Source organism: Brevundimonas sp. (assembly GCF_027487935.1).
In the GTDB taxonomy this organism is placed as follows: Bacteria; Pseudomonadota; Alphaproteobacteria; order Caulobacterales; family Caulobacteraceae; genus Brevundimonas.
This window is the reverse complement of the sequence record NZ_JAIYCP010000015.1, coordinates 24,680-41,060: the sequence shown is the minus strand read 5'-3', so window position 1 is coordinate 41,060 and position 16,381 is coordinate 24,680. Positions and strand designations below refer to the sequence as shown.

The following is a 16,381-nucleotide window of genomic DNA, read 5'->3' as shown; positions in this document are numbered from 1 at the left end:
ATCAGCCCAGTGGCTGGCCCAGGTCGATCACCGGCTGGGCGTCGATGACGCCGGGGGGCGGGGCGGTCATATAGGACTCGGCACCGCCAGGGCCGACCGAGGGCTGGCTCCATTGCTGGATCACCATGCCCATGGCGGCGATCAGGCCCGCCATCAGCAGCGCCCATAGCGCCGTCTTCCGTTCCTGGGGTGAAAAGACCCCGTTCGACCCACGCATCACAGCCCTCCAAAGCTGAACGATCAACGCAAGGTACGCAGCACTGCTCCTGGGTCTGGACGCTACACCCGGTGCCGGGTGATTCGGGTTGCTCGAGAGCAACACTCGCCGGGGAGGCGAGTGTTCTCCGCTCAGGATTCGATGATTTCCCGGGCACGCCGGAAGATGGCCTCGAACATGGCGGGGGTCAGCCGGCCGGTGTTCGTGTTTAGGCGGGAGCAGTGATAGCTGTTCAGGATCACATAGCCGCCCAGCGCCGCCTCAACGCCGTGGCCGGGCGCGGCCGCCGAGCCGGGCAGGCCGAGCGCCTTCAGCACATTGCGGCGTGAGACGTCGCCGAGGGTGACGATGACCTTGAGTCGGGGCAGGGCGGCGATACGGGCGGTGAGGAACGGGCGGCAGGTCGTCTCCTCGGTCGGCAGGGGCTTGTTGCCGGGCGGGGCGCAGCGGACGGCATTGGTGATCATGCAGTCGACCAGACGGAGCGTGTCGTCGGGCCGGGCTTCGTACTGGCCGGTGGCAAAGCCGGTCTTCAGCAGGGTCTCATAGAGGATCAGGCCCGCACCATCACCGGTGAAGGGGCGGCCGGTGCGGTTGGCACCGGTACGGCCGGGCGCCAGGCCCGCGACCAGCAGTCGGGCCCCGGGATCGCCGAACGAGGGGGCCGGGCCGTTGAACCAGCCGGGGTTCTGGCGCTGGTTCTCGCGGCGATATTCCACCAGACGCGGACAGAGCGGGCAGTCGCGGGGCGGTTCGGAGGGACAAGGGGTGATCATCGGGTCAGATTCCACGATTCCTTCTCCCGTTGGGAGAAGGTGGCGCGAAGCGCCGGATGTGGGTCGGCCGATTCCGTCGGCGTAAGCCGCCGCCCGGAACAGCGACGCGGCTTCGCCGATAGCCGATGATCGACCCACACCCTTTCACGCAAGGACGACGGCTACGCCGCCGTGCGTTCAAGCCCTCTCCCAACGGGAGAGGGCGTCAGGTGCGCAAACTGCCAACGGTGACGTCTGTTCGCCCGCGCCGCGAGCCATGCAATACTGGAGGCGTTAAGGCGATCGAAAATTCTTCGTCGATGAGCATAGCGATAGGTTGGGTCGAACCAGGTCGTCATGGAAAGTGGCCCCACAGGAATGCTTGTCCGCGACGCAGCCCAGCTGGACGACGCCATTGTCGTGGCCCTCGGCAGCAATGACCGCGGGGTCTGGCGCGACTGCCGCGAGGCGCTGGAGGCGGCGCTGGCGCGGTTCCGGGCCGAGGGGATCGACGTGGTGGCCCGGTCGTCCTGGTGGCGGTCGGCGGCCTGGCCTGACCCGAACGATCCACCTTTCCTGAACGGGGTGGTGATCGTTCAAACGGCCCATGATCCGCAGGCCCTGATGGAGGCCCTGGGCCGGATCGAGGCGGCATTCGGACGGCAGCGCAGCGCCGCCAATGCGCCGCGCACCCTGGACCTTGATCTGATCGCCTATGGCCGGACGACGGGAAACCTCGACGGCCTGATCCTGCCGCATCCGCGGGCGGCACATCGATTGTTCGTCATGGGGCCGCTGGCGGAGATTGCGCCGGGGTGGGTGCATCCGGACGGGGAGACGGCGGAGGCGCTGGCCGGGTCGGCTCCGGTCGGAAAAGACGCGGCTCCGCTGCGCTGACGCCTCATTCCCGCCCATGCGGCGTTGCACAATTCGGCCTGACACTATAGTTTGTGCGGTTCTCCCCCCGCGCCCGAGGATATTCATGGCTCGCGTCACTGTCGAAGACTGCATCGAGAAGGTGCCGAACCGGTTCGGACTGGTCCTGCTGGCGGGCAACCGCGCCCGCGCCATCGCCAACGGCGCGCCGCTGACCATCGATCGGGACAACGACAAGAACCCCGTCGTGGCCCTGCGTGAACTGGCCGACTCGACTGTGGTGCCGGAAGACCTGCGCGAGACGGTCATCGTGGCCCTGCAACGCGTCGACGAGCGCACGGAAGCCGAGGACGAGGCCGAAATCGTGGGCCTGCTGGCTGAACCCCAGCACATGAACATGGCCGAGGCCGAGCTGATCCGCGCGCTGCAGAGCGACCGCGACGGCGGGCAGGAGGAACGCTACTGACGGCGGAATCCGCCAACGGTATCACCATACTGCCGGCGCGGCAGCCCGCGCCGACGCCTGAACCCGCCAATCTGAATGATCCCGGCGGGCCGCGTCCCCATGTGGACCCGGACCCCCATCCCCGCTCCAGGGTGCTGCGCCAGTTCGAACTGGTCGAGGCCGTGCGCGCCTATGATCCCACTGCGGACGAGGCCCTGCTGAACCGCGCCTATGTCTACGCGATGAAGATGCACGGCTCGCAGTTGCGGGCCTCCGGCGATCCCTATTTCGCCCATCCGATCCAGGTGGCGGGCATTCTGACCGACTACCGGCTGGACACGGCGACCATCGTCACCGCCCTGCTGCACGATGTGGTCGAGGACACCTCCGCCACCCGCGACGACATCGCCGAGCGGTTCGGGGAGGAGGTCGCCTCTCTGGTCGAGGGCGTGACCAAGCTGTCGCGACTGGAGCTTCAGGCCGAGCACACGCGCCAGGCCGAGAACCTGCGCAAATTCATCCTCGCCATCTCCAAGGACGTGCGCGTCCTGCTGGTGAAACTGGCCGACCGTCTGCACAACATGCGGACGCTGAAATACGTCAAGCCGGAGAAGCGCGAGCGCATTTCCCGGGAGACGCTGGAGGTCTATGCCCCTCTGGGACGGTCGATCGGCATCCATTCGATCGCCTCCGAGCTGGAAGAGCTGGCGTTCGAGCATCTGAACCCCACGGCCCGGACCGCGATCGAGCGGCGGCTGGAGGCGCTGAAGCTGGAGCACGGGCGCGCCATCGACGGCGTGTCGCGCGAGGTCGAGCGGGTGCTGCGGGAGGCCGGGGTCCGGGCCCAGGTGTTCGGCCGGCAGAAGACGCCGTATTCGATCTGGCGCAAGCTGCAGCGCAAGTCTGTCGGGTTTTCGTCCCTGTCCGACATCTATGGCTTCCGGGTCATCGTCGAGGCCGAGGACGACTGTTACCGGGCGCTCGGTGTCATCCACCGCGCCTGGCCGATGGTGCCCGAGCGGTTCAAGGACTTCATCTCCACACCCAAGTCGAACAACTACCGCTCCCTGCACACGACCGTCGTCGGACCGTCGGGTCTGCGCATCGAGATGCAGATCCGGACCGAGGCGATGGACCGGGTGGCCGAGGACGGGGTCGCGGCGCACTGGGCCTACAAGAACAAGTCCTATGGTTTCGACAAGGAGGCCATGGAGCAGGACGGCGGCCGGGATCCGCTGCAGAACCTGCGCCACCTCGTGCAGGTGATCGAGCACGGCGAGGGCGGGGAGGACTGGGTCGAGCACGCCAAGCTGGAGATGTATCTCGAGCAGGTGTTCGTGTTCACGCCCAAGGGATCCCTGATCACCCTGCCACGCGGCGGCATGGCGCTGGACTTCGCCTATGCGGTCCACACCGAGGTCGGCGATACGGCGGTGGGGGTCAAGATCAATGGCGAGCTCAAGCCGATGCGGACCCAGCTGCAGAACGGCGACGTGGTCGAGATCGTGCGGGGAGCCAAGCGGGAGATTCCCGCTGACTGGCGCTCGCTCACCATCACGGGGCGGGCACGGTCGGCGATCCGCCGGCATATCCGCACTTCGGAGCGCGGCGAGTTCCAGAAACTGGGCCGCGCGGCCCTGGAGCAAACCCTGTCGCGCGCCGGCAAGGCCCTGGCCGAAGTGTCCCTGAAGGCCATTCTGGAGACCTTCGCCTTCGCATCCGAGGATGACCTGTATGAGGCCATCGGACGCGGGCGGGTGTCAGCGGCCAAGGTCGGCGAGACCCTGTTCCCGTCGCTGAAGGGTCGGCTCAAGGCCGGCCCCGGTCGCAGGCGGATCGCCGATGAACAGGCGCGCCTGTTCGTGCGTGGCGGTGGACTGACACCGGGTATCAGCGTCCATTTCGGCCACTGCTGCTCGCCGGTTCCCGGGGACAGGATCGTCGGCATCCTCGAGCCGGAGGCCGGGCTTACGGTGCATACGATCGACTGCCAGCAGCTGGCGGATTTTGCCGATGACGATTCGGTCTGGCAGGACCTGCAATGGACGCCCCAGGCGGAGCAGGGGGCCGTCGCCGCAGCCCGTATCCGTGCGACCATCAAGAATGCGCCCGGCGTTCTGGGACAGGTGACGACCCTGATCGGCGAGGCCGGCGGCAACATCATCAATCTGGTCATGAGCCATCGCCAGCAGGACTTCTTCGACGTCGACATCGATATGGAAGTCGAGGACGCCAAACATGCCACCACCATCATGGCCGCCCTTCGCACCAATCCCTCGGTGGACACCGTCGACCGGGCGCGGGGCTAGGCTCTTGCGGCAGCGGTCGCGGCCGCTATGACACCCTGTATGACCTCAGACGACGTACTCGACGAATTCCGCGGTGCCGGCGCCCTGCGCGAAGGCCATTTCGTGCTGTCCTCAGGCCTGCACAGCCCCGTGTTCCTGCAAAAGAACCTGGTGTTCATGGACGCGGCGCGGTGCGCGCGCCTTTGCAAGGCGCTGGCGGAGAAGATCACAGCGACAGTCGGGCCGGTTGATGTGGCCATCTCACCTGCGGTCGGCGGCATCATCCCCGGCTATGAGACCGCGCGCTGGCTGGGCGTGCCTTCGATGTATGTCGAGCGTGAGGGCGGCGAGTTCAGACTGCGCCGCGGTTTCCATGTCGAGCCGGGCCAGAAGGTTGTGATGGTCGAGGACATCGTCACCACGGGACTGAGCTCGCGCGAATGTATCGCAGCCATCCGGGCGGCCGGCGGAACCGTCGTCGCAGCGGCCTGTATCGTCGACCGGTCGGGCGGACGGGCCGATGTCGGTGTGCCACTGGTGGCTCTGGCAACGCTGGACGTCCCGGCCTATCCCGCCGACGCCCTGCCACCCGAACTGGCCGCCCTGCCGGTCGAGGACCCCGGCAGCCGCCGGCTGGCAAAGGCCTGAGGGATGGCTGGGCGGTTGAGGCTTGGCGTCAATATCGACCATGTGGCCACAGTGCGGAATGCGCGCGGTGGGCAGTATCCAGACCCTGTAAGGGCGGCTGAGGAGGCCCTGGCCGCCGGAGCCGACGGCATCACTGCCCATCTTCGTGAGGACCGCCGGCATATTTCCGACGCGGATATCGCCAGCCTGTCCGGCCTGTTGCGCGACCAGTCGCGGCCCCTGAACCTCGAGATGGCCGTGACGCAGGAAATGCTGGGTATCGCCCTGCATCATCGGCCCCATGCCGTCTGCCTGGTGCCCGAGAAGCGGGAGGAGCGGACCACTGAAGGCGGACTGGATGTCGTCGGCGGCCACAACTGGATCACCCCCTTCGTCACCCGGCTGAATGAGGCCGGGGCGCGCGTCTCGTTGTTCATCGGCGCCCACCCCGACCAGATCGACGCGGCCCACCGCACCGGCGCAGCCGTGGTCGAACTGCACACCGGCGCCTATTGCGACGCCGTGCGCGAAGGCCGGGACGAAGAGGCGGAAGGCGAACTCCTTGCCCTCAGGGCGGGTGCCGCCCATGCCGCCGCCCTGGGTCTTGAGGTCCACGCGGGGCACGGGATCGACTATGAAACCGTGCAGGCGATTGCCGCCATACCCGAGGTCGCTGAACTGAATATCGGCCATTTTCTGATCGGTGAGGCGATTTTCGTCGGCCTGGGTCCGGCTATCGCCCGCATGCGGGCCCTGATGGACGACGCCCGCGCCCCGGCTGCGCTCTGATGATCATCGGGGTCGGTACGGACCTGTGTGACATTCGCCGGATCCAGACCTCGCTGGACCGGTTCGGTGACCGTTTCAAACAGCGGTGCTTCACGGATATCGAACGGGCCCGTTCAGACCGGAAGCCCGACCCGGCCTGGAGCTACGGCAAGCGGTTTGCGGCCAAGGAGGCCTGTGCCAAGGCCCTGGGCACCGGTATGCGGCGGGACGTCTACTGGCGCGACATGGGGGTCGTGAACCTGCCCACGGGCCAACCGACCCTGGCGCTGACCGGACATGCCGCCGAACACCTCGCCAGATTGACACCAGCCGGTCATGAAGCCCGGATACATCTGACGCTCAGTGACGAGCACCCCTATGCACTTGCCTTCGTGGTGATCGAAGCCTTGCCGATATCTTAATCACGTTATACCGATTTCGCCGCAAAGACCGCGGACAGCGGCTGGGGGATAGATTCACAATGAGCGACGAGCACAAGCCGCACGACGATCACGGTCATGGCGGGGGACACGGCCACGACGCGGGTCACGGTCACGACGACCACGGCCACGACAATCACGGGCATGCAGCCGCTGCCGATCACGGTCATGATGACCACGGCCACGCAGCGCCGGCCCATGGCCACGACAATCATGGCCATGACGATCACGGCCATGCCGCCCCCGAAGCCCACGGTCACGATGACCACGGCCACGCCGCACCGGCCCATGGCCACGACGATCATGGCCATGCCGCGCCGGCTGCACATGGTCATGATGATCACGGGCACGCAGCCGCTGGTCATGGTCATGACGATCATGGACACGCAGCGCCCGCTGCCCACGGGCATGACGACCACGGGCATGACGACCATGGGCATGACGACCACGGACATGCGGCGCCGGCTGCGCATGGTCATGATGATCACGGACACTCAGCCGCCGGTCATGGTCATGACGATCATGGACACGCAGCGCCTGCCGCCCATGGTCACGACGACCATGGACATGCCGCCCCGGCTCACGGTCATGATGACCACGCGGCTCCGGTCGCCGCCGCAGCTGTCGCGGGGGCCGCAGCGGCCGCCGCAGCGAAGCCGGCGGTCTGGAGCGACTCCGGCGACGCCCCGTTCGAAGAGGTCAGTTCGACCCCGGCCGATGCCCGCGGCTCCGGCAAGAAGCAAAAATCCAAGGGAGGCTCCGGCAGCGAGACCATGGAGATCATCAAGACGATCTTCTTCGCCCTGCTGATCGCCCTGGTGCTGCGTGTGGTGCTGTTCCAGCCCTTCACCATTCCGTCAGCCTCGATGGAGCCGAACCTTTATGAGGGCGACTACATCGTCGTGTCGAAATGGAGCTACGGCTATTCGAAACACTCGATCCCGTTCAGCCCGCCGGTCTTCGAGGGCCGCATCATGCTGCCGGGCGTCAGCCAGGAACCCAGCCGTGGCGACATCGTCGTGTTCAAACTGCCGCGCGACAACAAGACGGACTACATCAAGCGTCTGATCGGCCTGCCGGGCGACCGCATCCAGATGATCAACAATGTGCTGTTCATCAACGGCACTGCGGTCCGCGATGTCGAGCTGAGCCGCGAGGATGTCCAGACCCTGTACGGGACCCAGCAGACCATCAAGCTGCGCGAAACCCTGCCCGGGGGCCGTGAGATCAACATCCAGGACTGGGGCCCCGGCAGTATGTCCGACAACACTCCGGTGTTCGAGGTTCCGGCGGGCCACTATTTCATGATCGGCGACAATCGCGACAACTCCCAGGACAGCCGCTATGACCAGTCGGTCGGCGTGGGCTTCGTCCCGGCCGAGAACCTGATCGGCAAGGCCGAGATCATCCTGTTCTCCTGGAAGCCCGGTGCCTCTCTGTGGAATCCGGTCACCTGGTTCACCAAGGTCCAACCGAGCCGGTTCTTCACAGTTCTCAACTGATGGCTGACCGAAGGGCCGAGGCTGTTCAGGCGCTCCGCCGTCGCCTCGGCCATGACTTCCGGGACCCGGCGTTGCTGGACCTCGCCCTCACGCACGCCAGCGTGGGGGAGGGGGCCGAGCGCGATGCGCGTGGCCGCCCGTTCGCCGACAACCAGCGGCTTGAGTTCCTGGGCGACCGGGTGCTGGGCCTGCTGGTCGCAGACCGGCTGGTGCGCGACTTTCCCGGCTCCAACGAAGGCGAGATGTCCTCGCGTCTTCATGCGCTCGTCGACAAGGCCGCCTGCGCCCGCGTGGCCGAGGCCCTGGGGGTCGGTGATGCCATGCGGCTGTCCCCGGGTGAGGCCAAACAGGGAGGGCGGCGGCGCGAGGGTGTGCTGGGTGACGCGATGGAGGCCTTGCTGGCGGCCGTCTGGCTGGACGGCGGCTTCGATGCGGTCCGTGCGGTGTTCGACACGGCCTGGAAGGACGAACTGTCCGCCCCGCCGCAGAAATCGCTCACCAATCCGAAATCAGCCCTCCAGGAATGGGCGCTCGGGCTTGGAAAGCCCCTGCCGGCCTACCGGATCGTGGAGCGGAAGGGCTCGGACCATGCCCCCACTTTCACCGTCGAAGCCAGCGTGGCCGGATATCCGCCCTTGACCGCACAAGGCCGTTCGCGTCAGGACGCGGAGAAGGCGGCCGCGATCGGCCTGCTGCAGCGTGAAGGCGTGATTTGACCGATACAGAAAACCAGCGGGCCGGCTTTGCCGCCATCATCGGCGCGCCGAATGCGGGCAAGTCCACGCTGGTCAACCGGCTGACCGGGACCAAGGTCTCGATCGTCACGCAAAAGGTCCAGACCACCCGTTTCCCGGTGCGTGGCATCGCGATCGAGGGGAATGCCCAGATCGTGCTGGTGGACACCCCCGGCATCTTCACGCCTCGCCGCCGGCTGGACCGCGCCATGGTCGCCTCGGCCTGGGGCGGGGCCTCGGACGCCGATGTCGTGGTGCACCTGATCGACGCCGCCTCCCATATTGCCTCGGAGGGCAAGGAGGGCCAGGCCGCCGACCGGCGCTCGGCCGAGGACACCGAGACCATCATCGCCAACCTCAAGGCCTCGAACACCCAGGTCATCCTGGCGCTGAACAAGATCGACGGCATGCGCCGGGACACCCTGCTGGCCCTGTCGCATGCGTTGTTCGAAACCGGCGTCTATTCCGAGGTCTATATGATCTCGGCCCTGAGCGGCGACGGGGTTGAGGACCTCAAGCAGCGGCTGGCCCGGTCGATGCCCGCGGGCCACTGGCTCTATCCGGAGGACCAGTCCGCCGACGTGCCGATGCGGGTGCTGGCGGCCGAGATCACGCGCGAGAAGGTCTATCTGCGGGTCCATGAGGAACTGCCCTATTCGGCGGCGGTCGAGACCACGGCGTTCGAGGACAAGGCCGACGGTTCGGCGCGGATCGAACAGATCATCTATGTCGAGCGCGAGAGCCAGCGGCCCATCGTGCTGGGCAAGGGCGGCCAGACCCTGAAATGGATCGGTCAGAAGTCACGCGAGGAACTGACCGAACTGCTGGATCGGCCCGTGCACCTGTTCATCACGGTCAAGGTCGACCCGAAATGGCAGGACTCGAGAGCTCTCTATGCCCAGTTCGGGCTGGATTTCGACGTCTAGACCGTTGTTCGAGGTTCCCAGAAAATCCGGGGCACATCCCCGGCTGGCGATGGCCGTCATTGCGATCCTCGTCGTGCTCATTGCGGGCCTCGTGGCCTGGCCGATGGTCCGGCCCGGTCAGGAGGCGACGGCACCCGAGCCGGTTCCGCCGCGCCCGCCGCTCGTGGTGGTCGAGTCCCTGCCGCTGCTGTCAGAACAGCTCAATCGCTGGGGCCGCTCGGGCCAGTTCACCGGGGGCGTGCTGGTCGCGCGGGGCGATGAGGTGCTGTTCCGGCAGGTCCACGGCTTTGCCGACCGGAGCCTCGGCACGCCGCTGGCCCTGAACTCCCGGTTCCGCCTCGCCTCGGTCAGCAAGCAATTCACCGCCGCCGCTGTGCTGAGGTTGCAGGACGAGGGCGTTCTGTCGGTCGATGATCCCCTGTGCAAATGGATCCAGCCCTGTCCGGCGGCCTGGGGGCCGGTCCGACTCCGTCATCTGCTGGGTCACAGCTCCGGCATTCCGGATCTGATGGCCCGGCCCGGCTGGGGCATTCGCCGCGTTACACCGGCTACCATGGCGGAGTTGACCGCGGAGTCCGCTCAATATGGCCTTCAGTTCCCGCCGGGAACCAAGGTTCGCTACAACAACGCCGGCTACAATCTGCTGGGTGCCGTGGTCGAGAAGGCCAGTGGAAAGCCCTTGCACACCTATCTGCGCACCGCCTTCTTCGAGCCGCTCGGCATGGCCGACACCGGCTATGACGACGGGGCCTCTGACGTGGTCATGGGCTATGCCAACCTCGGCGGCGGCGGGCCGTCACCCCAGCCGGACGCCAATGTCAGCATCATCGTGGGAGCCGGGGCGCTCTATTCGACGCTCGACGATCTGCTGGTCTGGCAGCGGGCGCTGCATCATGGCCATCTGCTGAGCCCGCGCAGCCATGCGATGATGATCGCCGACCATGCGCCCGGGTCGACCCCGCCCGAACGCGGGCGGCCGCGCCGCGACTGGGGCTTCGGCGTCTTCACCAACAGTATCGGCCAGCGCGTATCGCCTGCCTTCATGGACCGGCAGATCTTCCATACCGGCAGCTGGTCGGGCTTCCGCAACCTGATGACCTATCAGCCGGATCAGGACATCACCGTCATTGTCCTGTCGAACAACTATCACCAGCGCGACGCGGTCTTCCTGCTGTCGCAGCAGGGGGTGGCCGAGGCTCTGGGACGACCGTTCCCGACGGCCATGGGTCGCTAGGGCTCCTCGATCGGAGAGCGGCACAAACCGCTCGCCCATTCCGCGCGCCCGGGGTTAGGCTGATGCGGTTGACCCCGGAGCTCGCCATGCTGTCTTTCGCCGCCGCCGCCGCGCTCGCCCTCTCCGTTCCCGACCCTGCAACGTCCCGCAGCGGGTCGCCGGAAGCGGCCGCCGCCTCGGCGCTTGAGGCCATGCACGCCGCCGCCGCCCGCTCCGACGGGGTGGCCTGGGCGGACCGGTTGGCACCGGGCCTGGTCTGGGTCGGCAATGAGACCTCCGAACGCTGGGACCGGGAGGCCTTTCTCGGCTTCGCGGCACCGGTCTTCGCCCGGGGCGAGGGCTGGGTCTATTCGGCCCGGGATGCCGGCCGTCAGCGCCATGTGACCCTGGCCCCGGATCCCTGCGCCTGCGTGGCCTGGTTCGATGAGGTGCTGGACAGCGCGACCTATGGCACGGCGCGCGGCGAGGGCCTGCTGGTCCGCGACGGCGAAACCTGGCGCGTGCTGCGCTACGCGCTGAGCTATCCGATCCCCAATGATCTCGCCAATGGCATGACGGCGGAGATCAAGGCCTTTGAAGCGGCCACGCCGATCTCGGATGCACCGGGCGAGGTAGCCGACACCCCCGAAGAAGAAGCCGCCGCCGCCGTGCTGGATGCCCTGCACGGCGCCGCGTCGAGAGCCGACGGCGCGACCTATTTCGACCTGTTCACACCGGACGCGACCTATATCGGCACCGATGTGACCGAGCACTGGTCGATCGCCGAGTTCCGCGCCTATGCCGAGCCGTATTTCAACCGTGGCCGTGGCTGGACCTATACCCCCCGTTCGCGGTCCCTGACCCTCGCGCCGCTGGACTGCCGCTGCGTGGTCTGGTTCGACGAGGCCCTGGATAGCCAGTCCTACGGCACCAGCCGGGGCACCGGCGTGTTGGTACGGGGCGACGACGGCCGCTGGCGGATCGCCCTCTATGCCCTGACCTTCCCCATCCCCAACGCCCTGGCGCGGGACATGACGGCGCGGATCAGGGCGGCGGCGCAGTAACGGGGAACCGGAACATATGGCCAACCCCGGCACAGTCCTCTAACACCGCCGGATGGATTTCACCGACGACGCCTTCGTCCTGTCTGCCCGCGCCCATGGCGACACCGGGGTGGTGGTCGAGTTGCTGACCGAGGCGCACGGCCGGCGCGCGGCCTATGTCGCGGGCGGGGCGTCCCGCAAGATGAAGCCCTTCCTTCAGCCCGGCGCGCGCGTGGTGGCTGACTACAAGGCCCGGACCTCGGACCATCTCGGATCGGCCAGGCTGGAGCCGGTCGGGGAGGGGCCCAGTGCCCTGTTCGATGATCCGCTGGCCCTGACCGGCCTCGCCGCCGCCGCCGCAGTGGCGCAAGGGTCCCTGCCGGAGCGGGAGCCGCATCCGGGTGCCTTCCTCGCCTTTGAGGCGCTGATGTCCGCCTTCGCCCTGCCGGACGTCTGGCCCGCGATTTTCGTTCGGTTTGAGGCTGGCCTGCTGGAAGACCTGGGCTTCGGCCTCGACCTGTCGCGCTGCGCGGTCAGCGGGACCATGGACGACCTGATCTGGGTCAGCCCGCGCACCGGCCGTGCGGTCAGCGCCGACGCGGGTGCCCCCTATGCCGACAAGCTGCTGAAGCTGCCGCCGTTCATGCTCGGGGCCCAGGCCGGGCTGGGCGAGGGGGATGTCGGGGCGGGCCTCGACCTGACCGCTCATTTCCTCGAACAGTTCGTCTTCCACCCCCAGAACCGGCCGATACCACCTGCACGGGTATGGATGATCGACAAGCTGCGCGAGGCCGGAAGGCTGTGACGGCTGCGTGGCAAATGCAACGCCTGCGGACCAAGCGGTGCTGACAGGCCACGGAGGGCTTTTAAACTGACGGAACCGGCGGCCTTCACGGAACCGCCGCTGACCTGTCTCCGGACTGTTGTCCTGCAACCATAAGCCGTTCCCGCGTGCACAGGCACGACAACGATCTTCGGGGACAACCATGAACAACCATCGTCTTTTGGCGGGCGTTTCGACGCTCGCGCTCGCTATCGGCGGCGTGATGCTGACTTCGGCACCCGCCCTCGCCCAAGCCGTCGTTTCGGAGCCGGATGATCCGGTCGCCGCGCTCGACGAGATCGTTGTCTTCGGCCTCGGCGAGAGCCGCCAGCAGGCCTCGATCAGCGAAGCCGCCATTGCGATCGAAGCCCCGGGCACCAGCCCGCTGAAGGCCATTGAGCGCCTTCCGGGCGTCAGCTTCCAGTCGGCCGATCCCTTCGGCAACTATGAATGGTCCGCGCGCATCGTGCTGCGCAGCTTCAACCAGAACCAGCTGGGCTTCACCCTCGACGGCGTGCCGCTGGGTGACATGAGCTACGGCAACCACAACGGCCTGCACATCTCGCGCGCCATCATCTCGGAGAACGTCGCCCGCGTGAACGTGGCCCAGGGTTCGGGCGCGCTCGGCACGGCTTCGAGCAGCAATCTGGGTGGCACGGTCGCCTTCGTCAGCCGCCGCCCCGCCGACATGTTCGGCCTCGACGTCGCCGGGACCTTCGGCAGCGAAGACACGATGCGGGGCTTCATCCGCCTCGACACCGGGGCGTTCGGCCCGGCCGGGACAGCGATGTCGCTGTCCTTCGTCGATCACGGCATGGACAAGTGGAAGGGTATCGGCGAGCAGAACCAGCAGCAGATCAACTTCAGCCTGGTCCAGCCCATCGGTCGCGGTGAGATCACCGGCTTCCTCAACAGCTCGGAACGCCGCGAGAACGACTACCAGGACATGTCGCTGGAGCAGATCCGTCGCCTGGGTCGCGACTGGGACAACAACTCCGGCAACTATGCCAACGCCGTCACCAATGCGGCGATCTATCAGGCCAACCCCGGCGGCGACTGCGCGGTGCTGGGCGGTGGCACCGGCACCAATGCCTATGTCGGTGGCGCGCGCTGCATCGATGACGCCTATTTCGACGCTTCGGGCCTGCGCGACGACACCCTGGGTGCCCTGACCCTGACCTACCCGGTCACCGACAACCTTGAGGTCTCGCTGACCGGCTATGGCCACAACAACGAAGGCCAGGGCCTGTGGTGGACCCCCTATCTCGCAACCCCGGTCGGCGCGCCTGACCAGTCGGGTGCCGCCATTGCCGTGCCCAGCCCGATCTCGATCCGCACGACCGAATATGACATCGAGCGTCGCGGTGTGATCGGCTCGGCCACCCTGACCGTGGGCAATCACGAGATCGAGGGCGGCTTCTGGACCGAGAACAACGACTTCAACCAGGCCCGTCGCTTCTACGGCCTGGCTCGCGCCGCCAATACCCGTGACTCGCTCGACTTCCTGGCCAATCCCTTCTTCACCCAGTGGGAATACAATTTCGAGACCGAGACCCGCATGTTCTATGTGCAGGACAGCTGGTCGGTCACCGAGGCCCTGACCGTCAATGCCGGCTTCAAGTCGCTGAGCGTCGAGAACTCGGCCACGACCGTGACCGGCCCCAACAAGACCGGGACCATCAAGGCAGAAGACAGCTTCCTGCCCCAGGTCGGCGTTGCCTGGGACCTCGACAGCGATCACCAGCTGTTCGCCTCCTATGCCGAGAACCTCCGCGCCTATGAATCCTCGAACACCGGCGGCCCGTTCTCGGCCTCGGCGGCGGGCTTCGCGGCCCTGCGGACGACCCTCGAGCCTGAAAGCTCCAAGACGGTGGAAGCCGGCTGGCGCTTCCGCTTCGAGCAGCTGCAGGGCTCGGTTGCCGTCTATGACGTGCAGTTCGAGAACCGCCTGCTGGGCGTCGCGCTCGGTGCCCCGATCCTGGGTCTCGGCAACGGCATCCAGAACGTCGGTTCGGTCCAGAGCCGCGGCTTCGAAGCCGCCGCTGTCTGGTCCTTCACCGACAGCTGGTCGGCCTTCGGCTCGTTCAGCTACAACGACTCGACCTATGAGGACGACGTTCGTGACGGCACGGGAGCCCTGGTCGCCGCCACCGCCGGCAAGTCCGTGGTCAACACGCCCGAGACCCTGGCACGCGCCGAACTGGCCTATGATGACGGGAGCCTCTACGGCACCGTCGCGGCGGCCTACACCGGCGAGCGTTTCTCCAGCTACCTGAACGATGAGTCCGTTGAGGCCTACACCCTGTTCGAACTGACCGCCGGCTACCGCTTCAACGATCGCGGCGACTGGCTGGACGGGACGGAAGTCCAGTTCAACGTGACCAATCTGTTCGACGAGGACCACATCTCGACGGTCGGTTCGGGCGGCTTCCAGAACGGGGCCGGTCGTCAGACCTTCCTGCCGGGCGCACCCCGTCAGGCCTTCGTGACCCTGCGTCGCAGCTTCTGATCGCCTGCCAGTAGCGTTCAAGGACGGGGCGCATCATGATGGTGCGCCCCGTCTCCCTTTTCAGTCCGGAGATGGTGACATGAACAGACTTTCGAGACGTGGCCTGATGGCCGGAACCGTGGGTGCCGGTCTGATCGCGGGTAGCGTTCGCGCGGAGCCCGATCCCCATTCGCAGAGCGACCGCACCCTGACCCGGATCGCCTTCGGCTCCTGCGCCAAGAGCGACAAGCCCCAGCCGATCTGGGACGCCGTGCTGGCCGCCCGGCCGGACCTGTTCATCTTCCTCGGCGACAATGTCTATCTCGACACCCGCGACCCGGCCGTGATGCGCCGGAAATACGCCGAGCTGGCCGCCCAGCCGGGATTCCAGCGGCTGAAGGCCAGCGGGATCCCGATCCTGGCCACCTGGGACGACCATGATTTCGGCGAGAATGACGCCGGCGCCGACTACCCGATGAAGGAGGAGAGCCGCCGTCAGTTTCTGGACTTCTTCGGAGCGCCGGCCGACAGCCCGCGGCGGACACGCGACGGCATCTATACCGCCCATGTCTTTGGACCGCCGGGACGGCGCGTCCAGATCATCCTGCCTGACCTGCGCTGGAACCGGACCCCGCTGCTGTCGCTCGAACTCGGTGACCAGGGCTATGAAGCCTGGGTCCGGAAACGCGCCGAGGCCGGGGAGCCGACGCCGGGCCCCTATGCCCGCAATCCCGACATGACGGCCACCCAGCTGGGCGAGACCCAGTGGCGCTGGCTGGAAGAGCAGCTGTCGGTCCCGGCTGACGTGCGTGTGCTTGGCTCCAGCCTGCAGGTCCTCGCCGATTTCGCCGGCTGGGAAGGCTGGATCAATTTCGCCCACGATCACCAGCGCCTGATCGCCGCCATCCGTGACCGCAAGGCCGACGGCCTGATCTGCTTGTCCGGGGACACCCATTACGGCGAAATCTCGCGGCTCGACGTCAACACCCCATATCCGCTTTGGGACATTACCTCGTCAGGCCTGACCGAGGTCTGGCCGGTAACCCCGCCGAATGCCCTGAGGGTCGGCGACGTGTTCCGCGACCAGAATTTCGGGCTGCTGACGGTCGGCTGGGGCGGCGAGGGCCCGACGGTGCTGGCCGAGATTCGGGACGTCAACGGCAGGGTCCGGCTGGAGCAGGCGATCCGGGTCGGTGATCTGGCCGTGGGCTGACGCGACGGGGTGTGGGTTTAGGG

General features: G+C 67.0%; 17 protein-coding genes. 14 read left to right on the top strand and 3 right to left on the bottom strand.

Annotated elements, in window-relative coordinates:
- Position 1: 1 nt before the first annotated feature.
- The gene (locus Q0053_RS05905; RefSeq protein WP_298097360.1) at positions 2–217 is read right to left on the bottom strand and encodes a hypothetical protein; all 216 of its coding nucleotides are present in this window, start codon (positions 215–217) and stop codon (positions 2–4) included.
- Between the two features lie 131 nt (positions 218–348).
- Positions 349–993: a uracil-DNA glycosylase gene (locus tag Q0053_RS05900; RefSeq protein WP_298097675.1), complete on the bottom strand. Its 645-nt coding sequence runs from the start codon at positions 991–993 to the stop codon at positions 349–351.
- A 357-nt stretch (positions 994–1,350) separates the two neighbouring features.
- Here Q0053_RS05900 and folK point away from each other — a divergent pair, with 357 nt between their 5' ends.
- The 6 genes from folK (at position 1,351) to acpS (ending at position 6,398) form a co-directional block, all read left to right on the top strand.
- Positions 1,351–1,869 carry a 2-amino-4-hydroxy-6-hydroxymethyldihydropteridine diphosphokinase gene (folK, locus tag Q0053_RS05895; RefSeq protein ID WP_298097359.1) on the top strand — a complete coding sequence of 173 codons (519 nt, stop codon included), beginning with the start codon at positions 1,351–1,353 and terminating at the stop codon, positions 1,867–1,869.
- Between the two features lie 85 nt (positions 1,870–1,954).
- Positions 1,955–2,314, top strand: a complete 360-nt coding sequence (rpoZ, locus tag Q0053_RS05890) for a DNA-directed RNA polymerase subunit omega (RefSeq protein ID WP_298097358.1) — start codon at positions 1,955–1,957, stop codon at positions 2,312–2,314.
- Between the two features lie 101 nt (positions 2,315–2,415).
- A complete protein-coding gene (locus Q0053_RS05885) occupies positions 2,416–4,602 on the top strand; it encodes a bifunctional (p)ppGpp synthetase/guanosine-3',5'-bis(diphosphate) 3'-pyrophosphohydrolase (protein WP_298097357.1) in 2,187 nt (728 codons plus the stop codon).
- A gap of 39 nt (positions 4,603–4,641) precedes the next feature.
- Positions 4,642–5,229 carry an orotate phosphoribosyltransferase gene (gene pyrE / locus Q0053_RS05880; protein ID WP_298097356.1) on the top strand — a complete coding sequence of 196 codons (588 nt, stop codon included), beginning with the start codon at positions 4,642–4,644 and terminating at the stop codon, positions 5,227–5,229.
- A 3-nt stretch (positions 5,230–5,232) separates the two neighbouring features.
- Positions 5,233–5,997 (top strand): pyridoxine 5'-phosphate synthase, encoded by a 765-nt coding sequence (locus tag Q0053_RS05875; protein ID WP_298097355.1) that lies wholly within the window; start codon positions 5,233–5,235, stop codon positions 5,995–5,997.
- A complete protein-coding gene (gene acpS / locus Q0053_RS05870; protein ID WP_298097354.1) occupies positions 5,997–6,398 on the top strand; it encodes a holo-ACP synthase in 402 nt (133 codons plus the stop codon). The genes Q0053_RS05875 and acpS overlap by 1 nt, the downstream gene beginning before the upstream one ends.
- Positions 6,399–6,403: 5 nt before the next feature.
- On the opposite strand, the gene Q0053_RS05865 is transcribed toward acpS, so the two are convergent.
- Positions 6,404–6,910 (bottom strand): hypothetical protein, encoded by a 507-nt coding sequence (locus Q0053_RS05865; protein ID WP_298097351.1) that lies wholly within the window; start codon positions 6,908–6,910, stop codon positions 6,404–6,406.
- Positions 6,911–7,189: 279 nt separating this feature from the next.
- Between Q0053_RS05865 and lepB the strand changes: the two genes are divergently transcribed.
- The 8 genes from lepB to Q0053_RS05825 all read left to right on the top strand — a co-directional run bounded on the left by lepB (position 7,190) and on the right by Q0053_RS05825 (position 16,358).
- Positions 7,190–7,918, top strand: coding sequence for a signal peptidase I (lepB, locus tag Q0053_RS05860; RefSeq protein WP_298097346.1), 729 nt, complete (start codon positions 7,190–7,192; stop codon positions 7,916–7,918).
- A complete protein-coding gene (gene rnc, locus Q0053_RS05855; protein ID WP_298097342.1) occupies positions 7,918–8,634 on the top strand; it encodes a ribonuclease III in 717 nt (238 codons plus the stop codon). The genes lepB and rnc overlap by 1 nt, the downstream gene beginning before the upstream one ends.
- Complete coding sequence (era, locus tag Q0053_RS05850; RefSeq protein WP_298097341.1) at positions 8,631–9,578, top strand: GTPase Era; 948 nt, start codon at positions 8,631–8,633, stop codon at positions 9,576–9,578. Before rnc ends, era begins: the two co-directional genes overlap by 4 nt.
- A gap of 49 nt (positions 9,579–9,627) precedes the next feature.
- On the top strand, positions 9,628–10,812 hold the full coding sequence (locus tag Q0053_RS05845; RefSeq protein WP_298097338.1) for a serine hydrolase: 1,185 nt from the start codon (positions 9,628–9,630) through the stop codon (positions 10,810–10,812).
- Positions 10,813–10,898: 86 nt separating this feature from the next.
- Positions 10,899–11,855, top strand: coding sequence for a nuclear transport factor 2 family protein (locus tag Q0053_RS05840; protein ID WP_298097336.1), 957 nt, complete (start codon positions 10,899–10,901; stop codon positions 11,853–11,855).
- 52 nt (positions 11,856–11,907) lie between these two features.
- Entirely contained in the window at positions 11,908–12,639 is a 732-nt protein-coding gene (gene recO, locus Q0053_RS05835; RefSeq protein WP_298097333.1) for a DNA repair protein RecO, read from the top strand.
- A gap of 181 nt (positions 12,640–12,820) precedes the next feature.
- The gene (locus tag Q0053_RS05830; RefSeq protein ID WP_298097332.1) at positions 12,821–15,166 is read left to right on the top strand and encodes a TonB-dependent receptor; all 2,346 of its coding nucleotides are present in this window, start codon (positions 12,821–12,823) and stop codon (positions 15,164–15,166) included.
- Positions 15,167–15,245: 79 nt separating this feature from the next.
- A complete protein-coding gene (locus tag Q0053_RS05825; protein ID WP_298097330.1) occupies positions 15,246–16,358 on the top strand; it encodes an alkaline phosphatase D family protein in 1,113 nt (370 codons plus the stop codon).
- Positions 16,359–16,381: the final 23 nt, after the last annotated feature.